The organism is Bacteroides sp. 4_1_36, assembly GCF_003466325.1.
GTDB lineage: Bacteria > Bacteroidota > Bacteroidia > Bacteroidales > Bacteroidaceae > Bacteroides > Bacteroides uniformis.
This window is the reverse complement of the sequence record NZ_QSOX01000022.1, coordinates 61852-77872: the sequence shown is the minus strand read 5'-3', so window position 1 is coordinate 77872 and position 16021 is coordinate 61852. Positions and strand designations below refer to the sequence as shown.

Here is a 16021-nt window from a genome sequence, read left to right as displayed (position 1 = left end):
ATCAGGGAATAAGGAGAAAATAGACCGGTTTTGTTTGGAATAGTAAAAAACAGTCCGTTGGGATATTGGAAAGATAATATATAGTCTTAATCTCCAACATCATAGAAAAGCTGCAATAGAAATTATGAAGTGAAAAAGTCTCTAATTTTCAATATAAGATTCTATCTCTCAGTTTATTGCTTACGTTGGGAAACTTTTTGTAAAGCCAATATCAATCCGCTCCTCAAAACTTTGTTTGAAGACTATAAAAAAGAAACAACAAGTTTGCTCTACTTCCTCAAAAGAAGTAATCTCTTTTATACTGGATATCCTTCGTTTTTTACAAAAGAAATTACCTTCTGATTGGCTTCGTCAATCTTTCTGTTGCTGAAAGGCTTCAGATAGGTTTCCGTCACCGTGATGGAGGAGTGCCCCATGGCTTCCGATATGATTCCGGGGTGTATCTCGCAATGGTAGGCCATTGTGGCCCAGGTGTGTCTGGCTGCATAACTACTGAGTGCCGACTGCATTCCTAGGCACTGCCTGAGCACTGCCAGACGTTGGTTGAATGCCCTGAGCGCCGCCTGGTATTCCCGGTATGCCGCTTCCGTGCCTTCCTCACTTTGTAATATGGGGAATAAATAAGGAGAGTCCTTGTCCTTGTTCGCTATCATTCTCACCATTTGCATAGCTTCCGGCGTCAATGACACGGTCAGTGCCCGTCCCGTCTTCCTGCGTCTATAAGACAAGGTGTTTCCTTGTAAATCCCTCTTATGCAAATAGGCCAGGTCCACAAAAGGAATCCCTCTTAGCATAAACATCAGTACAAAGAAAATTTTTGTTTTCTGTCGGGTGTTGGGAGATTGGCCGTCCTGCAGGCTCATCTCTGTCTCCCGTACCAAGCAGCCTATGTCGGAAGCTTCGAGCGCCTTTTTCCTATCTGTCCGTGTACCGGTATACACATGCTCAAACAGCCTGGGTACATATCGCACCATCTTTCTGTCCACTGCCCGGTTGTAAACCGAACGTATCGCTTTGATATAAGTGGACACCGTATTCCAACTACAATTCCTCTGTCTGAGGAAGTTTTCGAATCTCTTCAGTACGGTCGGGCTCAGCTTGCGCATGGGCATCGGTTGCCATTTGGTGAATACCGAGAATGCATTCACCGCTGACTGGTAGATGTGTGCCGTTCCCCACCTGCCGCCTTCCCGGAGTTCCCCGATGACTGAGGAGAACATCTCTTGTAAGGTAATTTCATTTCTGCTCATTTCCAAATTATTTATAAAAAGGTTTATCCTGCAATTATAAATAAATTGAGAGCAAGTGCAAAGGCATCATTCTGAAATCTGCGAAACGGGAATGATGCCGTATCCGACAGCTTATTTGTTGGCTAACGTCTGTTTAGTGGCTGATATACGTATCCTGGAAGAACCGCTTGTTATCATTCAGGCTGCAAGTGGCATCCACTCCGGCTTGTTGCAGGCGTTCGGCAATCTCATTCAGTTTCTTCCTCGAAACCCTTCCGATATAGAACAGACGGTAGCGGTAATCGTTGTCCAGCAATTCCATGACGTGCGTGAAATTCTGTTCGCGGGCAAAGTCGAAGTTTACTTTTCTTAGGTTCTGGTACGGATAGCGGATAGTCCTGCCTACGCTGTGTATGATGAGGCCGTTATTGTCCAACGTCAGGTAGCAGAAGCGGGTCATCAGCATGCTGATGAAAAAAAGACTTAATGCAAACGAAATGATAGCCGGGATGAAGCCCCTGCCACTGATGGAATAATATCCCAATATAAGGAATATCAGGAATAAGACAAAGAACCAGAACATATAGAGTGACGGACGCTGGTATGTTTCTGTGGGAACCTCTGCGACTGTCCGTTCCCTCGGTGCGTAGTTGTCGAAGGGGATTTCTTGGGAGACCAGGTAGCGGATGACCGAGGAAGGGTGACGGAAAGGAGGCAGATAGATTACTTTTTCTTTTCCTTCCTTTAGATGTAAAGTCAGTATGCCCGGACCATATTTGTCTTTCGCAGCCAAGTTGCTTTTGCGGGGAACCTGGTGGTAACGCTTCATGAAACTGAAACTCTTGATTTGGTGCAGTCCGATGTGCTGGCTTTGCAGCAGTTGTTCGGCTCTTTTCTGTTCTTTACTGGTCACTTCCATAGTTCTTATTTTTTAAGTTCGGGATAACTGATGCGGGTATGGTATATAGTCTTCAGCTTCTCCTTGAATACGTTCTTCACGGTGGCAATATCCTTGAAGGTGATGGGGCATTCCTTGAAATAGCCTTCTGCCACTTGCGAATCGATAATCTTGTCTACCAGGTTGCTGATGCTCTCTTCCGTATATTCGGGCAGACTGCGTGAAGCGGCTTCCACCGAATCGGCCATCATCAGGATAGCCTGCTCTTTGGTGAACGGGTTGGGACCGGGGTAGGTGAATGCCTCCTCGTTAGGGTCTTCACCGGGGTGCTCGTTTTTCCAGGAGATATAGAAATACTTCGTTTTCCCACGGCCATGGTGAGTGGTGATGAAATCCTTGATTACTTTGGGGAGATTGTTCTTCTCGGCCAGCTTCAGCCCGTCCGTCACATGGCTGATGACGACTTGGGCACTTTGCTCATAGCCCAGATTCTTGTGCGGATTGACTCCACCCGACTGGTTCTCGGTGAAGAACACCGGATTCTCCATCTTGCCGATGTCATGATACAGCGCTCCGGTACGTACCAGCTGGCTTTTGGCTCCGATACGGTTGGCCGCTTCCGCCGCAAGGTTGGCAACCTGCATGGAATGCTGGAAGGTGCCGGGAACTGTCTCGGACATGCGGCGCAGCAGGCTGTTGTTGATGTTGGACAATTCGACCAGGGTGACATTGGAGGTAAAGCCAAACGTCTTTTCCACCAGGAAGAGCAGGGGATAGGTGAACAGCAGCAACACTCCGTTAATGACGAAATAAGTGTACATGCTTCCGTTGATTTTTGTCAAGTCGTTTTCTGTAATCAGCTCGAAAGCAAAGTAGACGGCAGCGTAGGTCAATATGACGAGGAAGGCTGTCCGGAACAGTTGCGACCGTTGTGAAAGTTCCCTCAGACTGAAGATGGCAACCAGTCCCGCCGAGAGTTGCAGAAGAATGAATTCATGCGGATAGCGCAGGCAGATGGAGCATATCAGTATGGTGGTGACTTGTGCGATGAAGGCCGTGCGTGAGTCGAGGAACACCCGGATGATGACCGGCAGCATGGCATACGGGATGATATAGACATTGAATATGTTGTTGGCAACCATGATGGCCGTCACCACGCAATAGAACATGATGAGGGCGAAGAGCAGGGAGAGGCTGCCCTTGCGCTTGTAGTAATCTTTACGGAACAAGTCGAGGTAGAGCATGAAACACAGCATGAAGATACTGACAAACAATACCTGCCCCGCCAGCATCAACCGTTTTTGCCCGATGGACTCACTGCGTTTGATGGATTCTTTCCGTAGACTCTCAAGGATGTTGTATGTCTCCTGGCTGACAATCTCGCCGCGGTCGATGATTTTCTGTCCGCTCAGTACGATGCCGTTGGCCCATGAATAGTTGTCGAGCATCTCCTTCTTAGCGGTTTCGGTCCGCTGCTCGTCATAGGTCAGATTAGGGAACAGATATTCGTTCAGCGAGCATTGCCGTAGAATGTCCGGGCGGTAGTGGGCGGTATCGGCCGTGAGTATATAGTTATAGGCATCCTTCACCGAATATACCTTGTTGATGTCCTGCTGGTTGGCCAGTTTGTCGTTAATGACCATGATGGCGGTTGTGCTGTCCTTATGCAGTTGGTTCAGCTCTTCGGTAGAAACGATGCCGGCGCGATATACTTCAGAGAGTTTCCTTTCCAGAAAGCGGACGTAGTCGGTGGAGGGAAGCAGGCCGCGCAGGTGGGTCTGATAGTCTGCCTTCAACTTGGCGAGCACACTTTTCTCAATGCTTTTGTCCAGCTGGAAATACGGCTGGAAGGCGGCGAGGATACTGTCTTGCTCGCGTTTCACCACTTCATCGGCCTTATAGATGGGGAAGTCGAAGGTGGCCATGAGCTGTCCGTACTTCCAGGGCTTGTCAATGTCGAACTGGTAGTTGAATTTACCGTCACGTGGCAGAAAATAGACAATAATCCCCACAGTGCCGATGAATATCAGTGCTCTGTATAGCAAATCTCTGAGCGAGAACTCTTTTTTTGTATTGAAATAACTCATATCGGCTGAAATTTTTGCGAAAAGTACAAAAAAAAACATTAGTGTGGAAAAAAAGGTTTAATTTTGCCGTCTAAAATATTCATAAGTAAGGTAGATTATGACAGAAAGAAAGGTCAGAGTCCGTTTTGCCCCGAGTCCTACGGGGGCGTTGCACATCGGCGGTGTGCGTACAGCTTTATACAATTATCTCTTTGCGCGTCAGCATGGAGGAGATTTTATATTTCGTATTGAAGATACTGATTCCAACCGGTTTGTACCGGGTGCGGAAGAATATATCCTGGAGTCTTTCAAGTGGTTGGGCATCCCGTTTGACGAGGGCGTGAGTTTCGGTGGAGACCATGGCCCGTACCGTCAGTCGGAACGTCGGGAAATATACAAGAAGTATGTTCAGATTCTGCTGGAGGCCGGAAAAGCCTACATCGCTTTCGATACTCCTGAGGAGCTGGAAGCAAAGCGTGCGGAGATTGCGAATTTCCAGTACGATGCTTCTACCCGCATGCAGATGCGCAATTCACTGACCCTTCCTAAAGAAGAGGTAGACGCGCTGATTGCTGCCGGTAAGCAGTACGTGGTGCGTTTCAAGATAGAGCCGAACGAAGATGTGCATGTGAACGACCTGATTCGTGGGGAAGTAGTGATAAACTCTTCCATTCTTGATGACAAGGTTCTTTATAAATCGGCAGATGAACTTCCTACTTACCATCTGGCCAATATTGTGGACGACCATTTGATGGAAGTGTCCCATGTGATACGCGGTGAGGAATGGTTGCCTTCCGCACCGTTGCATGTATTGCTCTACCGTGCCTTTGGGTGGGAGGATACCATGCCTGCCTTTGCGCATTTGCCCTTGTTGCTGAAGCCCGAGGGTAACGGCAAATTGAGTAAGCGTGACGGCGACCGTCTGGGCTTCCCGGTTTTCCCGTTGGAGTGGCATGACCCCAAGTCGGGAGATGTCTCTTCAGGCTACCGCGAATCAGGCTATCTGCCCGAAGCGGTCATTAATTTCCTGGCTCTGCTGGGCTGGAATCCGGGCAATGACCAGGAACTGATGTCTATGGATGAATTGGTGAAATTGTTTGATTTGAGCCATTGCAGCAAGTCGGGTGCCAAATTCGACTATAAGAAAGGTATCTGGTTCAACCATGAGTACATCATGATGAAACCGGATGCGGAGATAGCTTGTCTTTTCAGACCGGTGCTGGAGTCCAACGGCATAGACGCCTCCAACTATAGCGACGAGTTCCTTACGAAAGTGGTTTCACTGGTGAAGGGACGCGTCAACTTCGTAAAGGAACTGTGGGACCAGACCCGTTTTTTCTTCGTAGCCCCCACGGAATATGCGGCAAAGGATGTGAAGAAGCGTTGGTCGGAAGATACTCCCCGCATCATGACCGAATTGATGGATGTGTTGCGCGGCATCGGAGATTTCTCCTCCAAGCCTTCCGAAGATATTGTGATTGGTTGGATTACTGAGCGTGGCTATCACATGGGAAATGTGATGAATGCCTTCCGCTTGTCAGTGGTGGGCGAGTGTAAAGGCCCGCACATGTTCGACATTACCGAGCTGATTGGCAAGGAAGAGACGTTGGCCCGTATACAGCGTGCTGTTGATGCTTTAAAGTGAATAAATCTTCTTCATCCTTAATCCATATAGTATGCTATATGACTTGGCAATAGCCATCTACGATATTCTGGTGCATCTGGCTGCTCCATTTAGCCGTAAGCCCCGAAAAATGATGAAGGGACACTGGGTGGTCTATGAACTTCTCCGGCAGCAGTTGGAGAAGGACGTGCGCTATATATGGTTCCATGCCGCTTCTTTGGGGGAGTTCGAGCAGGGACGGCCGTTGATTGAGAAAATTCGTGCCAAATATCCGGATTACGGTATTCTGCTGACTTTCTTCTCGCCGTCGGGCTATGAGGTCCGCAAGAATTATAGGGGGGCAGACGTTGTCTGTTACTTGCCTTTCGACAAGTCCCGCAATGTGAAGAAGTTCCTGGATATCGTGAATCCCTGCATGGCATTCTTCATCAAGTACGAGTTCTGGAAGAACTATCTGGACGAACTGCACAAGCGCCGTATTCCGGTGTACAGCATTTCTTCCATTTTCCGCCGCGGACAAGTATTCTTCAAGTGGTATGGCGGTACGTACAGACATGTGCTGCGCGACTTCGACCATTTGTTTGTGCAGAATGAACGCTCCAAACGCTATCTGGCGAAGATAGGTATCAGCCGTGTCACGGTGGTGGGGGATACCCGTTTTGACCGTGTGCTGCAGATTCGTGAGGAGGCCAAACATCTGCCTTTGGTGGAGCTTTTCAAGAACAACACGATGACTTTCGTGGCAGGAAGCTCCTGGCAGCCGGACGAGGATTTGTTTATTGAATACTTTAACCAGCATCCAGAGGTGAAGTTGGTTATCGCTCCGCACGTTATCGACGAAAACCATCTGGTAGAGATTATCCGTAAACTGAAACGCCCCTACGTGCGCTATACCCGTGCCGACGAGAAGAATGTCCGTAAGGCCGACTGCCTGATTATCGACTGCTTCGGGTTGCTCTCTTCCATCTACCGCTATGGCGAGATTGCCTATATCGGAGGTGGTTTCGGAGTGGGAATCCACAATACTCTTGAGGCTGCAGTTTATGGCATTCCGGTGATTTTCGGACCGAAGTATCAGAAATTCCAGGAGGCCATCCAGTTGCTGGAGGCAAAAGGCGCTTTCTCGGTGAAGGATTATGAGGAACTGAAAACTTTGCTCGACCGTATGCTGACAGATGAAGTCTTTTTGCGCGAATCAGGCATGAATGCAAGCAATTATGTGACCGGCAACGCCGGTGCAACGGATAAGATAATGAGTATGATAAACTTTTAGAAAAGTAAAGAGTGATAAAAGCGATAGGGCGGTAAAGGTGATGGAATGGCATCCCTTTATCGCCCTGCCTTTTTGGGGCGCCTTGCTCCCTTTATTTGTACCAGTCGGAATACATCAGATAGTTGTGTGCAATCTTCTGGTTCAGCTCCTTGGCCTGCTCCGGATCTACTTTCTTGATGAACTTGGCGGGGACTCCTCCCCAGATGCTTCCCGGCTCGATGACCGTATTGCTCAATACCAGGGAACCAGCGGCGACAATAGCCCCTTCGCCCACTACTGCGTGGTCAAGGATGGTGGAACCCATCCCTACCAAAGCATAGTTCTTGATAGTGGCTCCGTGGATGGTCACGTTGTGCCCCACGGATACGTGGTCTCCTATCTCTATGGTCGATTTCTCGTACAAGGTGTGGAGCACGCTTCCATCCTGGATGTTTACTCCGTTCCCTATGCGGATTGAGTTTACGTCACCCCGCAGCACGGTGCTGAACCAGATGCTGCAATCCCGTCCCGTCTTGACGTCGCCAATGACAACCGCATTGTCCGCCAAAAAACAATTCTCCCCGATTTCGGGAGTGAATCCTCTTACTGATTTTATTAATGCCATTTTTTTAGTGATTAGTGGTTAGGTTACTGCATGCTTCCTTCAGCCATTCCCGTTCTCCTTCGTTCAGGCTTGGCGAAAGTGCCTCGTATACATGCTGGTGATAGTTGTCCAGCCATGCCGTTTCCTCTGCCGTCAGCATCTCTTTGATGATACCTTTCTTGCAGATGGGGCAGAGGGTAATGGTTTCGAACTTCAGGTAATTTCCGAACATGCCTTCACCGTCCTTCACGGTCAGCACCAGGTTTTCCGTGCGTATTCCATGGCTTCCGGCTTTATAAACGCCCGGTTCGTTGGAAGTGACCATTCCCGGCCGTAGGGTTACCGGATTCTCATTCATGCGGATGCTTTGCGGACCTTCGTGCACATTGAGGAAATGGCCTACGCCGTGCCCGGTACCATGCAGGAAGTTCATGTGGTATTGCCATATCGGCATGCGGGCCAGTACATCCAGTTGCGCTCCTCGCGTACCTTCCGGGAAGACAGCCATGGCGAGGTCGATATGTCCTTTCAGTATCAGGGTGTAGTCCGTCTTCTCTTCTTCGGTCAGTTTCCCCAGTGCGATGGTGCGGGTGATGTCGGTAGTGCCGTCCAGGTATTGCGCACCCGAGTCCAGCAGCAGGAATCCCTCGGGTTTCAGTGGCACGTCCGTTGCCGGAGTGGCTTCGTAGTGTACGATGGCTCCATGTTCCTTGTACCCGGCAATGGTGTCGAAGCTTTCTCCCATGTAGAGTGGCTGTGCGGCACGGAATTCGTGCAGTTTCTTGTCTACGCTGATTTCTGTCTCGTTGCCTGCGGGAACGGCCTCCTCCAGCCATTTCAGGAACTTCACCAGTGCCACTCCGTCGCGTTGCATGGCTGCGTGGATGCCGGCTATTTCCCGGTCATTGCGGACCGCTTTCAGCAAGGCTATCGGTGAGCGCTCGTCAAGTACCCGGCAGGAAGGGGGGAGGGCGGAATAAACGGCATAATTCGTCTTTCCCATGTCGAGCATGATGCTGCCGTCCGGTATTCTTGTCACAAAGGATTCGGTGTCCCCATAAGCATGGATGGTGACGCCGGCTTCTTCCAGATAGGCTGAAAGCTCTTCCGTTACTTTCTCGGGCTGGATGAAAAAGTGTGTTTCTTGTTCGTTGATTATCAGGTAGCTTACTACTACGGGGTTGCAATGCACATCGTTGCCGCGTATGTTGAGTGTCCATGCTATCTCGTCCAATGCCGACACCAATAATACGTCCGCTTCACTCTTTTTCATCTCCCGGCGGATAGCAGCCAGTTTGTCCGGACAGCTTTTCCCGGCGTATTTCATCTCGTGGATAAAGGCGGGTGCTTCGGGCATGGGAGGGCGGTCTGTCCATATCTCATTCATCGGGTCGGCAATGCTCTTTACGGTGATGTCGTTTTTTGCCAGATCCTCTTGCAGGGCTATGGCTTGTGTGGTGGAAAATACCTTCCCGTCTATACCTACAACTGAATTCGCTGTAAGGTTCTCCCGCAGGAAATCGAGGATGCTGGGCGTTTCGGGCAGCATTTCCTTGTATAAGTCGATGCCGCTGCCTTCCAGCTGCTGCTCGGCTTGGAGAAAATAGCGGGAATCTGTCCACAGTCCCGCCTTGTCGCTGGTGATCACCGCCGTGCCTGCCGAACCGGTGAAGCCTGATATCCATTCTCTTGATTTCCAGTACGGTGCTACGTACTCACTTAGGTGCGGGTCGGTACTGGGGATAATGAAAGCGTCTATGCCTTCTCTTTTTAACAATGCCCGTAGAGCATCTATACGTTGATTGATTGTCTGAGCCATATTTTTATAAATGTAATTAAGTAGGCGTGTAAATGAGTTTATAATCTCTCCATTCTCTGCTTTCAAAGTTACACATTCTCTTTTAAAAATGTGCTATGCTTCACGGATTTTAGCGGATTGGCTCAATAAAAACATCTTTCCCTTTGCTCATTCGTTTGATAATTAGGAATCATGGGTAATTTTTTTGCAGAAAGTTTTGTGAATAAAGAAAGTATGTGTAATTTTGCCGCTCAATTTAATCGTGAGATTTTTAAACCATTAACATTTAATTAAAAGAAAATGATTGTAGTACCTGTAAAAGAAGGCGAAAACATTGAAAAAGCGCTGAAGAAATTCAAAAGAAAGTTTGAAAAAACTGGCACAGTTAAGGAATTGAGACGCAGACAACAATTTGATAAACCGTCTGTGACTAAAAGACTTAAGAAAGAACGTGCTGTTTACGTTCAACAACTTCAGCAAGTAGAAGATTAATAATTCGTAAATTCCTTTGAATTATTGAATTCTTTTTCATACATTCGTTGCATGATTTTAGATATGTAGCGATATGTTGTTGACAGATTCTTTTCTTGACTATCTTCTGCATGAGCGGAACTATTCCAAAGGTACGGTTGAGTACTATCGGGCAGATATTCTTGAACTGCAGAGGTTTGGAGAAGAAATGTTGGGAGACTTGACTCCATCGGATGTAGATGCGGAACTTGTTCGTGAATGGATTGCTTCCTTGATGGACAAAGGACTTGCTTCTAATACGATAAACCGAAAGCTGAGTTCTATCCGGACATACTATAAATTCCTTTTGAGGAGAGGCGAGGTCGCGGTAGATCCGTTGCGGAAAGTGACGGGGCCCAAGAAGAAAAAGCCGCTTCCGGTATTTCTGAGAGAGGGTGAGATGAATAGGTTGCTGGATGATATGGACTTTGGTGAAGGTTTTGAAGGGTGTCGCGACCATATGATTATTGAAATGTTTTATGCTACCGGCATGCGACTTTCAGAATTGATAGGGTTGGATGATAAGGATGTCGATTTTTCGGCTTCTCTCGTTAAAGTGACGGGAAAACGGAATAAACAACGTCTTATACCTTTCGATGAGGAGCTGGGACGCTCGATGCGAGAATATGTCAATGTGCGGAATGAAGCTGTCCCGGTTCGCTCGGATGCTTTTTTTGTCCGGAAGAATGGAAAAAGGCTTTACCGCAGTATCGTAGCATGCCTTGTGAAACGAAACCTTTCGAAGGTAGTGACTGTAAAAAAAAGAAGTCCCCACGTGCTGAGGCACACCTTTGCAACGGCTATGCTGAACAATGGTGCTGATTTAGGCTCGATAAAAGAACTCCTCGGACACGAGAGTCTGGCGACAACGGAAGTTTATACGCATACTACTTTTGAAGAGCTTAAAAAAGTGTATAATCAGGCTCATCCCCGAGCCTAAAGTAAAAAGGAGGTAAGTATGGAAGTAAGAATTCAATCGATTCACTTTGATGCGTCAGAGCAATTGCAGTCTTTCGTTCAAAAGAAAGTTGCTAAGTTGGAGAAATTTTACGACGATATAAAGAAAGTAGAGGTGTCATTAAAGGTAGTAAAACCAGAAACAGCCGAAAATAAAGAAGCCGGAGTGAAAGTATTGGTTCCCAATGGCGAGTTTTATGCAAACAAGGTTTGTGATACGTTTGAAGAAGCAGTGGATTTATGCCTGGAAGCTTTGGAAAAACAGCTGGTTAAGTACAAGGAAAAGCAACGGAGCAAATAATTTTCCGCTAAAATTTTGCGGGTAAAAAATAAATGCCTAAATTTGCAGCCGTTTCGCTCACACTATGAACGTTACGGTTGCATTTTTTAGCTTGCCTCTTTAGCTCAGTTGGCCAGAGCACGTGATTTGTAATCTCGGGGTCGTTGGTTCGAATCCGACAAGAGGCTCGCTCAAGGATGAGTGGAATGAGTCTTTCTTCACGAGGTGGAGATGATATGAGAACGGAAATCGTCCGGGTAAAGTTCACTCTGCGATGATTTAGTAAGGAAAAGAGTTCTTTTTGTAATGTAGGGGCAAATACCAGAGTGGCCAAATGGGGCAGACTGTAAATCTGCTGGCTTACGCCTTCGGTGGTTCGAATCCATCTTTGCCCACAACTCTTATTCTCCTTGCTGTTATAGCTCAGCGGTAGAGCACTTCCTTGGTAAGGAAGAGGTCCCGGGTTCAAGTCCCGGTAACAGCTCACAAAGATGTAAAAGCTGATTATTAATCAAATAAATAACAAGTAAAGCTATGGCTAAAGAGAAATTCGAACGTACCAAACCGCACGTAAACATTGGTACAATTGGTCACGTTGACCACGGTAAAACCACGTTGACAGCTGCTATCACTACAGTGTTGGCAAAGAAAGGTCTTTCTGAATTGCGTTCTTTCGATTCTATCGATAACGCTCCTGAAGAAAAGGAAAGAGGTATCACTATCAACACTTCTCACGTAGAGTATGAAACAGCTAACCGTCACTACGCTCACGTAGACTGCCCGGGTCACGCCGACTACGTAAAGAACATGGTAACTGGTGCTGCTCAGATGGACGGTGCTATCATCGTAGTTGCTGCTACTGATGGTCCGATGCCTCAGACTCGTGAGCATATCTTGCTGGCTCGTCAGGTAAACGTACCGAGACTGGTTGTATTCATGAACAAGTGTGACATGGTAGACGACGCTGAAATGTTGGAACTCGTTGAAATGGAAATGCGTGAACTGCTTTCAGCCTACGAATTCGACGGCGACAACACTCCGTTCATTCAGGGTTCTGCTCTTGGTGCGTTGAATGGCGTTGAAAAGTGGGAAGAGAAGGTTATGGAGCTGATGGATGCTTGCGACACTTGGATTCCTCTGCCTCCGCGTGATATTGACAAACCGTTCTTGATGCCGGTTGAAGACGTATTCTCAATCACTGGTCGTGGTACTGTAGCTACTGGTCGTATCGAAGCTGGTGTTATCCATGTAGGTGACGAAGTTGAAATCCTCGGTTTGGGTGAAGACAAGAAGTCTGTTGTAACTGGTGTTGAAATGTTCCGCAAGTTGCTGGATCAAGGTGAAGCTGGTGACAACGTAGGTCTGTTGCTCCGTGGTATCGACAAGAACGAAATCAAACGTGGTATGGTTCTTTGTAAGCCCGGCCAGATTAAACCTCACTCTAAGTTCAAAGCTTCTATCTACGTTTTGAAGAAAGAAGAAGGTGGTCGTCACACTCCGTTCCACAACAAATACCGTCCTCAGTTCTATCTGCGTACTATGGACTGTACAGGTGAAATCACTCTTCCGGAAGGAACTGAAATGGTAATGCCTGGTGATAACGTAGAAATCACTGTAGAACTGATCTACCCGGTAGCATTGAACGTAGGTTTGCGTTTCGCTATCCGTGAAGGTGGTCGTACAGTAGGTTCTGGTCAGATTACTGAAATTCTTGACTAATAACCAATATAATCTTAATCAGTTCCCGGTATACATCGGGAACTGATTATGTACAAACGGGAGTAGCTCAGTTGGTAGAGCACCGGTCTCCAAAACCGGGTGTCGGGAGTTCGAGCCTCTCCTCCCGTGCTAATATTTTTGAAATGAAGAAGATTGTAGCTTATTTTAAAGAAACTTACGACGAACTTGTTCATAAAGTGTCGTGGCCTACGTATTCTGAACTTACTAACAGTGCAGTAGTTGTTTTATATGCTTCCCTACTAATTGCAGTGGTAGTATTTGCGATGGACTTCTGTTTCCAGCATCTGATGGAATTTGTTTATCCACATTAAAAGTAAGGAGAAATGTCTGAGATTGAAAAGAAATGGTACGTTTTGCGTGCTATTAGCGGAAAAGAAGCTAAGGTAAAGGAATACCTTGAAGCTGATATTAAAAACAGCGACCTTGGTGATTACGTATCTCAGGTATTGATTCCTACCGAAAAGGTATATCAGGTTCGCAATGGTAAGAAAATTGTGAAAGAGAGAAGTTATCTCCCTGGTTACGTTTTGGTGGAGGCTGCTCTGGTGGGTGAGGTTGCTCATCATCTGAGAAATACTCCTAATGTGATAGGGTTCTTGGGTGGTTCGGAAAAACCCGTACCTCTGAGACAGTCGGAAGTGAATCGTATACTTGGTACGGTCGACGAATTGCAGGAATCAGGTGAAGACTTGAGTATCCCGTATGTAGTCGGCGAGACTGTAAAGGTGAATTACGGTCCGTTCAGTGGATTCAGTGGAATCATTGAAGAAGTGAACACCGAGAAGAAGAAACTGAAGGTCATGGTCAAGATATTCGGACGGAAGACTCCGCTCGAATTGGGCTTTATGCAAGTTGAAAAAGAATAGTGCAGGTGTTACGCTGTAGTATTCTTCATTAATGTTTATATATATAAATCAATTAGAAAATGGCTAAAGAAGTTGCTGGACTAATCAAATTACAGATTAAAGGAGGCGCGGCAAATCCATCACCCCCAGTAGGACCTGCATTGGGTTCCAAGGGTATCAATATCATGGAGTTTTGCAAGCAATTCAACGCCAGAACCCAAGACAAAGCAGGAAAGATTCTTCCTGTGATTATCACTTACTACGCAGACAAGTCTTTCGATTTTGTAATCAAGACTCCTCCCGTGGCTATCCAGTTGTTGGAAGTGACGAAGCAAAAGAGTGGTTCTGCTGAGCCTAACCGTAAGAAAGTTGCCGAGATTACTTGGGAACAGGTTCGTACGATTGCTCAGGACAAAATGGTTGACTTGAACTGTTTCACTGTAGAAGCTGCCATGAAAATGGTTGCCGGTACAGCTAGAAGTATGGGTATCGCTGTAAAAGGGGAGTTCCCGGTTAATAATTAATAAACTTCAATTAGAATGGGTAAACTGACAAAAAATCAAAAGTTGGCTGCAGAAAAAATTGAAGCAGGGAAAGCATACTCTCTCAAGGAAGCTGCTCAGTTGGTAAAGGAAATCACTTATACCAAGTTTGACGCTTCTCTGGATATCGACGTACGTTTGGGCGTTGACCCGCGTAAGGCCAACCAGATGGTGAGAGGTGTTGTATCACTTCCTCACGGTACTGGTAAGGTTGTACGCGTTTTGGTGCTTTGTACACCAGATGCTGAAGCTGCTGCAAAAGAAGCCGGAGCTGACTATGTTGGTCTTGACGAATATATTGAAAAGATCAAAGGTGGATGGACTGATATTGATGTGATTATCACTATGCCGTCCATCATGGGTAAGATTGGTGCACTCGGTCGTGTGCTCGGTCCTCGTGGATTGATGCCTAACCCCAAGAGTGGCACTGTAACTATGGATGTTGCTAAAGCTGTAAGAGAAGTAAAACAAGGCAAAATCGACTTTAAGGTTGACAAGAGCGGTATTGTTCATACTTCTATCGGTAAAGTTTCATTTAGCGCTGAGCAAATTCGCGACAATGCGAAAGAATTCATCTCTACTTTGAATAAATTGAAACCGACTGCAGCCAAGGGTACATATATTAAGAGTATTTATCTTTCTAGCACGATGAGTGCGGGCATCAAGATTGACCCGAAAACAGTAGAAGAAATCTAATAAAACGGAGTAATAATGAGAAAGGAAGATAAAAGTACGATTATTGAGCAGATTGCTGCTACAGTGAAGGAATACGGTCACTTCTATTTGGTGGATACCACTGCCATGAATGCTGCTACAACCAGCATGTTGAGAAGAGAATGTTTTAAGGCTGACATCAAATTGATGGTAGTTAAGAATACATTGCTTCACAAGGCATTGGAGAGCCTGGAAGAAGACTTTTCTCCGCTTTATGGTTCTCTGAAAGGTACAACTGCCGTAATGTTCAGCAACGTTGCTAACGCTCCGGCCAAGTTGATTAAAGATAAGGCTAAGAACGGTATTCCCGGACTGAAGGCTGCATATGCAGAAGAAAGCTTCTATGTTGGTGCTGACCAGTTGGATGCTCTCGTAAGTATCAAGAGTAAGAATGAAGTTATTGCCGATATCGTTGCATTGCTGCAGTCACCGGCCAAGAATGTTATTTCTGCTCTGCAATCAGGTGGTAACACCCTCCACGGAGTTCTCAAGACTCTTGGTGAACGTCCCGAAGCGTAAATTTCGGAAAAAGAATTATATCAATTTATTTAGTATTTAAACAATTAAAAATCATACAAAAATGGCAGATTTGAAAGCTTTTGCAGAACAATTAGTTAACTTGACAGTAAAAGAAGTTAATGAACTTGCAACAATCCTGAAAGAAGAATATGGTATTGAACCTGCTGCTGCAGCTGTAGCTGTTGCTGCTGGTCCTGCAGCCGGTGGTGCTGCTGCCGCAGAAGAAAAGACTTCTTTCGACGTAGTATTGAAGAGCGCTGGCTCAGCTAAACTTCAGGTAGTTAAAGCCGTTAAGGAAGCTTGCGGTCTTGGCTTGAAGGAAGCTAAGGACATGGTAGACGGTGCTCCTAGCGTAGTAAAAGAAGGTTTGGCTAAGGACGAAGCAGAATCATTGAAGAAAACATTGGAAGAAGCTGGAGCTGAAGTTGAACTTAAATAACATT

17 protein-coding genes and 4 tRNA genes are annotated in these 16021 nt (G+C 46.6%); 16 read left to right on the top strand and 5 right to left on the bottom strand.

Annotated features, from left to right (window positions below):
• Positions 1 to 296: 296 nt before the first annotated feature.
• From DXD65_RS17580 to DXD65_RS17570, 3 genes are all read right to left on the bottom strand, one after another.
• A complete protein-coding gene (locus DXD65_RS17580) occupies positions 297 to 1250 on the bottom strand; it encodes a tyrosine-type recombinase/integrase (protein WP_008661885.1) in 954 nt (317 codons plus the stop codon).
• A 133-nt stretch (positions 1251 to 1383) separates the two neighbouring features.
• Positions 1384 to 2148 carry a hypothetical protein gene (locus DXD65_RS17575; RefSeq protein ID WP_005825742.1) on the bottom strand — a complete coding sequence of 255 codons (765 nt, stop codon included), beginning with the start codon at positions 2146 to 2148 and terminating at the stop codon, positions 1384 to 1386.
• A 5-nt stretch (positions 2149 to 2153) separates the two neighbouring features.
• Positions 2154 to 4214: an HD family phosphohydrolase gene (locus DXD65_RS17570; protein ID WP_009037308.1), complete on the bottom strand. Its 2061-nt coding sequence runs from the start codon at positions 4212 to 4214 to the stop codon at positions 2154 to 2156.
• A 97-nt stretch (positions 4215 to 4311) separates the two neighbouring features.
• Here DXD65_RS17570 and gltX point away from each other — a divergent pair, with 97 nt between their 5' ends.
• Positions 4312 to 5838 (top strand): glutamate--tRNA ligase, encoded by a 1527-nt coding sequence (gltX, locus tag DXD65_RS17565; RefSeq protein ID WP_117588580.1) that lies wholly within the window; start codon positions 4312 to 4314, stop codon positions 5836 to 5838.
• Positions 5839 to 5869: 31 nt separating this feature from the next.
• The gene (locus DXD65_RS17560) at positions 5870 to 7090 is read left to right on the top strand and encodes a 3-deoxy-D-manno-octulosonic acid transferase (RefSeq protein WP_005825739.1); all 1221 of its coding nucleotides are present in this window, start codon (positions 5870 to 5872) and stop codon (positions 7088 to 7090) included.
• A gap of 91 nt (positions 7091 to 7181) precedes the next feature.
• On the opposite strand, the gene DXD65_RS17555 is transcribed toward DXD65_RS17560, so the two are convergent.
• Positions 7182 to 7694: a gamma carbonic anhydrase family protein gene (locus DXD65_RS17555; protein WP_022401597.1), complete on the bottom strand. Its 513-nt coding sequence runs from the start codon at positions 7692 to 7694 to the stop codon at positions 7182 to 7184.
• A gap of 4 nt (positions 7695 to 7698) precedes the next feature.
• Entirely contained in the window at positions 7699 to 9492 is a 1794-nt protein-coding gene (locus tag DXD65_RS17550; RefSeq protein WP_008661879.1) for an aminopeptidase P family protein, read from the bottom strand.
• Between the two features lie 279 nt (positions 9493 to 9771).
• On the opposite strand from DXD65_RS17550, the gene rpsU reads away from it, so the two are divergent.
• From rpsU to rplL, 14 genes are all read left to right on the top strand, one after another.
• The gene (rpsU, locus tag DXD65_RS17545) at positions 9772 to 9963 is read left to right on the top strand and encodes a 30S ribosomal protein S21 (RefSeq protein WP_005825735.1); all 192 of its coding nucleotides are present in this window, start codon (positions 9772 to 9774) and stop codon (positions 9961 to 9963) included.
• Between the two features lie 73 nt (positions 9964 to 10036).
• Entirely contained in the window at positions 10037 to 10921 is an 885-nt protein-coding gene (locus DXD65_RS17540) for a tyrosine recombinase XerC (protein ID WP_016271996.1), read from the top strand.
• 18 nt (positions 10922 to 10939) lie between these two features.
• A complete protein-coding gene (gene hpf, locus DXD65_RS17535; protein WP_005825731.1) occupies positions 10940 to 11239 on the top strand; it encodes a ribosome hibernation-promoting factor, HPF/YfiA family in 300 nt (99 codons plus the stop codon).
• 93 nt (positions 11240 to 11332) lie between these two features.
• Positions 11333 to 11406: transfer RNA gene (locus DXD65_RS17530), tRNA-Thr, on the top strand.
• Between the two features lie 124 nt (positions 11407 to 11530).
• Positions 11531 to 11613: transfer RNA gene (locus DXD65_RS17525), tRNA-Tyr, on the top strand.
• Between the two features lie 17 nt (positions 11614 to 11630).
• A tRNA-Thr gene (locus tag DXD65_RS17520) sits at positions 11631 to 11702 on the top strand.
• 50 nt (positions 11703 to 11752) lie between these two features.
• Entirely contained in the window at positions 11753 to 12937 is a 1185-nt protein-coding gene (tuf, locus tag DXD65_RS17515; RefSeq protein WP_005825727.1) for an elongation factor Tu, read from the top strand.
• A 56-nt stretch (positions 12938 to 12993) separates the two neighbouring features.
• Positions 12994 to 13066, top strand: a tRNA-Trp gene (locus tag DXD65_RS17510).
• 14 nt (positions 13067 to 13080) lie between these two features.
• Complete coding sequence (gene secE, locus DXD65_RS21585; RefSeq protein WP_005825726.1) at positions 13081 to 13269, top strand: preprotein translocase subunit SecE; 189 nt, start codon at positions 13081 to 13083, stop codon at positions 13267 to 13269.
• Positions 13270 to 13281: 12 nt separating this feature from the next.
• Positions 13282 to 13824 carry a transcription termination/antitermination protein NusG gene (gene nusG / locus DXD65_RS17500; RefSeq protein ID WP_005825724.1) on the top strand — a complete coding sequence of 181 codons (543 nt, stop codon included), beginning with the start codon at positions 13282 to 13284 and terminating at the stop codon, positions 13822 to 13824.
• A 59-nt stretch (positions 13825 to 13883) separates the two neighbouring features.
• Positions 13884 to 14327 (top strand): 50S ribosomal protein L11, encoded by a 444-nt coding sequence (rplK, locus tag DXD65_RS17495; protein ID WP_005825722.1) that lies wholly within the window; start codon positions 13884 to 13886, stop codon positions 14325 to 14327.
• Positions 14328 to 14342: 15 nt separating this feature from the next.
• Entirely contained in the window at positions 14343 to 15041 is a 699-nt protein-coding gene (rplA, locus tag DXD65_RS17490) for a 50S ribosomal protein L1 (RefSeq protein WP_005825721.1), read from the top strand.
• Between the two features lie 15 nt (positions 15042 to 15056).
• On the top strand, positions 15057 to 15578 hold the full coding sequence (rplJ, locus tag DXD65_RS17485) for a 50S ribosomal protein L10 (protein ID WP_005825719.1): 522 nt from the start codon (positions 15057 to 15059) through the stop codon (positions 15576 to 15578).
• A 61-nt stretch (positions 15579 to 15639) separates the two neighbouring features.
• A complete protein-coding gene (gene rplL, locus DXD65_RS17480; RefSeq protein WP_004291279.1) occupies positions 15640 to 16017 on the top strand; it encodes a 50S ribosomal protein L7/L12 in 378 nt (125 codons plus the stop codon).
• Positions 16018 to 16021 lie beyond the last annotated feature (4 nt).

What these genes read in the sequence shown, in the direction of transcription:
- DXD65_RS17580 (WP_008661885.1), bottom strand. Translation starts at nt 1,250, where the DNA reads ATGAGCAGAAATGAAATTACCTTACAAGAGATGTTCTCCTCAGTCATC.
- DXD65_RS17575 (WP_005825742.1), bottom strand. Translation starts at nt 2,148, where the DNA reads ATGGAAGTGACCAGTAAAGAACAGAAAAGAGCCGAACAACTGCTGCAA.
- DXD65_RS17570 (WP_009037308.1), bottom strand. Translation starts at nt 4,214, where the DNA reads ATGAGTTATTTCAATACAAAAAAAGAGTTCTCGCTCAGAGATTTGCTA.
- gltX (WP_117588580.1), top strand. Translation starts at nt 4,312, where the DNA reads ATGACAGAAAGAAAGGTCAGAGTCCGTTTTGCCCCGAGTCCTACGGGG.
- DXD65_RS17560 (WP_005825739.1), top strand. Translation starts at nt 5,870, where the DNA reads ATGCTATATGACTTGGCAATAGCCATCTACGATATTCTGGTGCATCTG.
- DXD65_RS17555 (WP_022401597.1), bottom strand. Translation starts at nt 7,694, where the DNA reads ATGGCATTAATAAAATCAGTAAGAGGATTCACTCCCGAAATCGGGGAG.
- DXD65_RS17550 (WP_008661879.1), bottom strand. Translation starts at nt 9,492, where the DNA reads ATGGCTCAGACAATCAATCAACGTATAGATGCTCTACGGGCATTGTTA.
- rpsU (WP_005825735.1), top strand. Translation starts at nt 9,772, where the DNA reads ATGATTGTAGTACCTGTAAAAGAAGGCGAAAACATTGAAAAAGCGCTG.
- DXD65_RS17540 (WP_016271996.1), top strand. Translation starts at nt 10,037, where the DNA reads ATGTTGTTGACAGATTCTTTTCTTGACTATCTTCTGCATGAGCGGAAC.
- hpf (WP_005825731.1), top strand. Translation starts at nt 10,940, where the DNA reads ATGGAAGTAAGAATTCAATCGATTCACTTTGATGCGTCAGAGCAATTG.
- tuf (WP_005825727.1), top strand. Translation starts at nt 11,753, where the DNA reads ATGGCTAAAGAGAAATTCGAACGTACCAAACCGCACGTAAACATTGGT.
- secE (WP_005825726.1), top strand. Translation starts at nt 13,081, where the DNA reads ATGAAGAAGATTGTAGCTTATTTTAAAGAAACTTACGACGAACTTGTT.
- nusG (WP_005825724.1), top strand. Translation starts at nt 13,282, where the DNA reads ATGTCTGAGATTGAAAAGAAATGGTACGTTTTGCGTGCTATTAGCGGA.
- rplK (WP_005825722.1), top strand. Translation starts at nt 13,884, where the DNA reads ATGGCTAAAGAAGTTGCTGGACTAATCAAATTACAGATTAAAGGAGGC.
- rplA (WP_005825721.1), top strand. Translation starts at nt 14,343, where the DNA reads ATGGGTAAACTGACAAAAAATCAAAAGTTGGCTGCAGAAAAAATTGAA.
- rplJ (WP_005825719.1), top strand. Translation starts at nt 15,057, where the DNA reads ATGAGAAAGGAAGATAAAAGTACGATTATTGAGCAGATTGCTGCTACA.
- rplL (WP_004291279.1), top strand. Translation starts at nt 15,640, where the DNA reads ATGGCAGATTTGAAAGCTTTTGCAGAACAATTAGTTAACTTGACAGTA.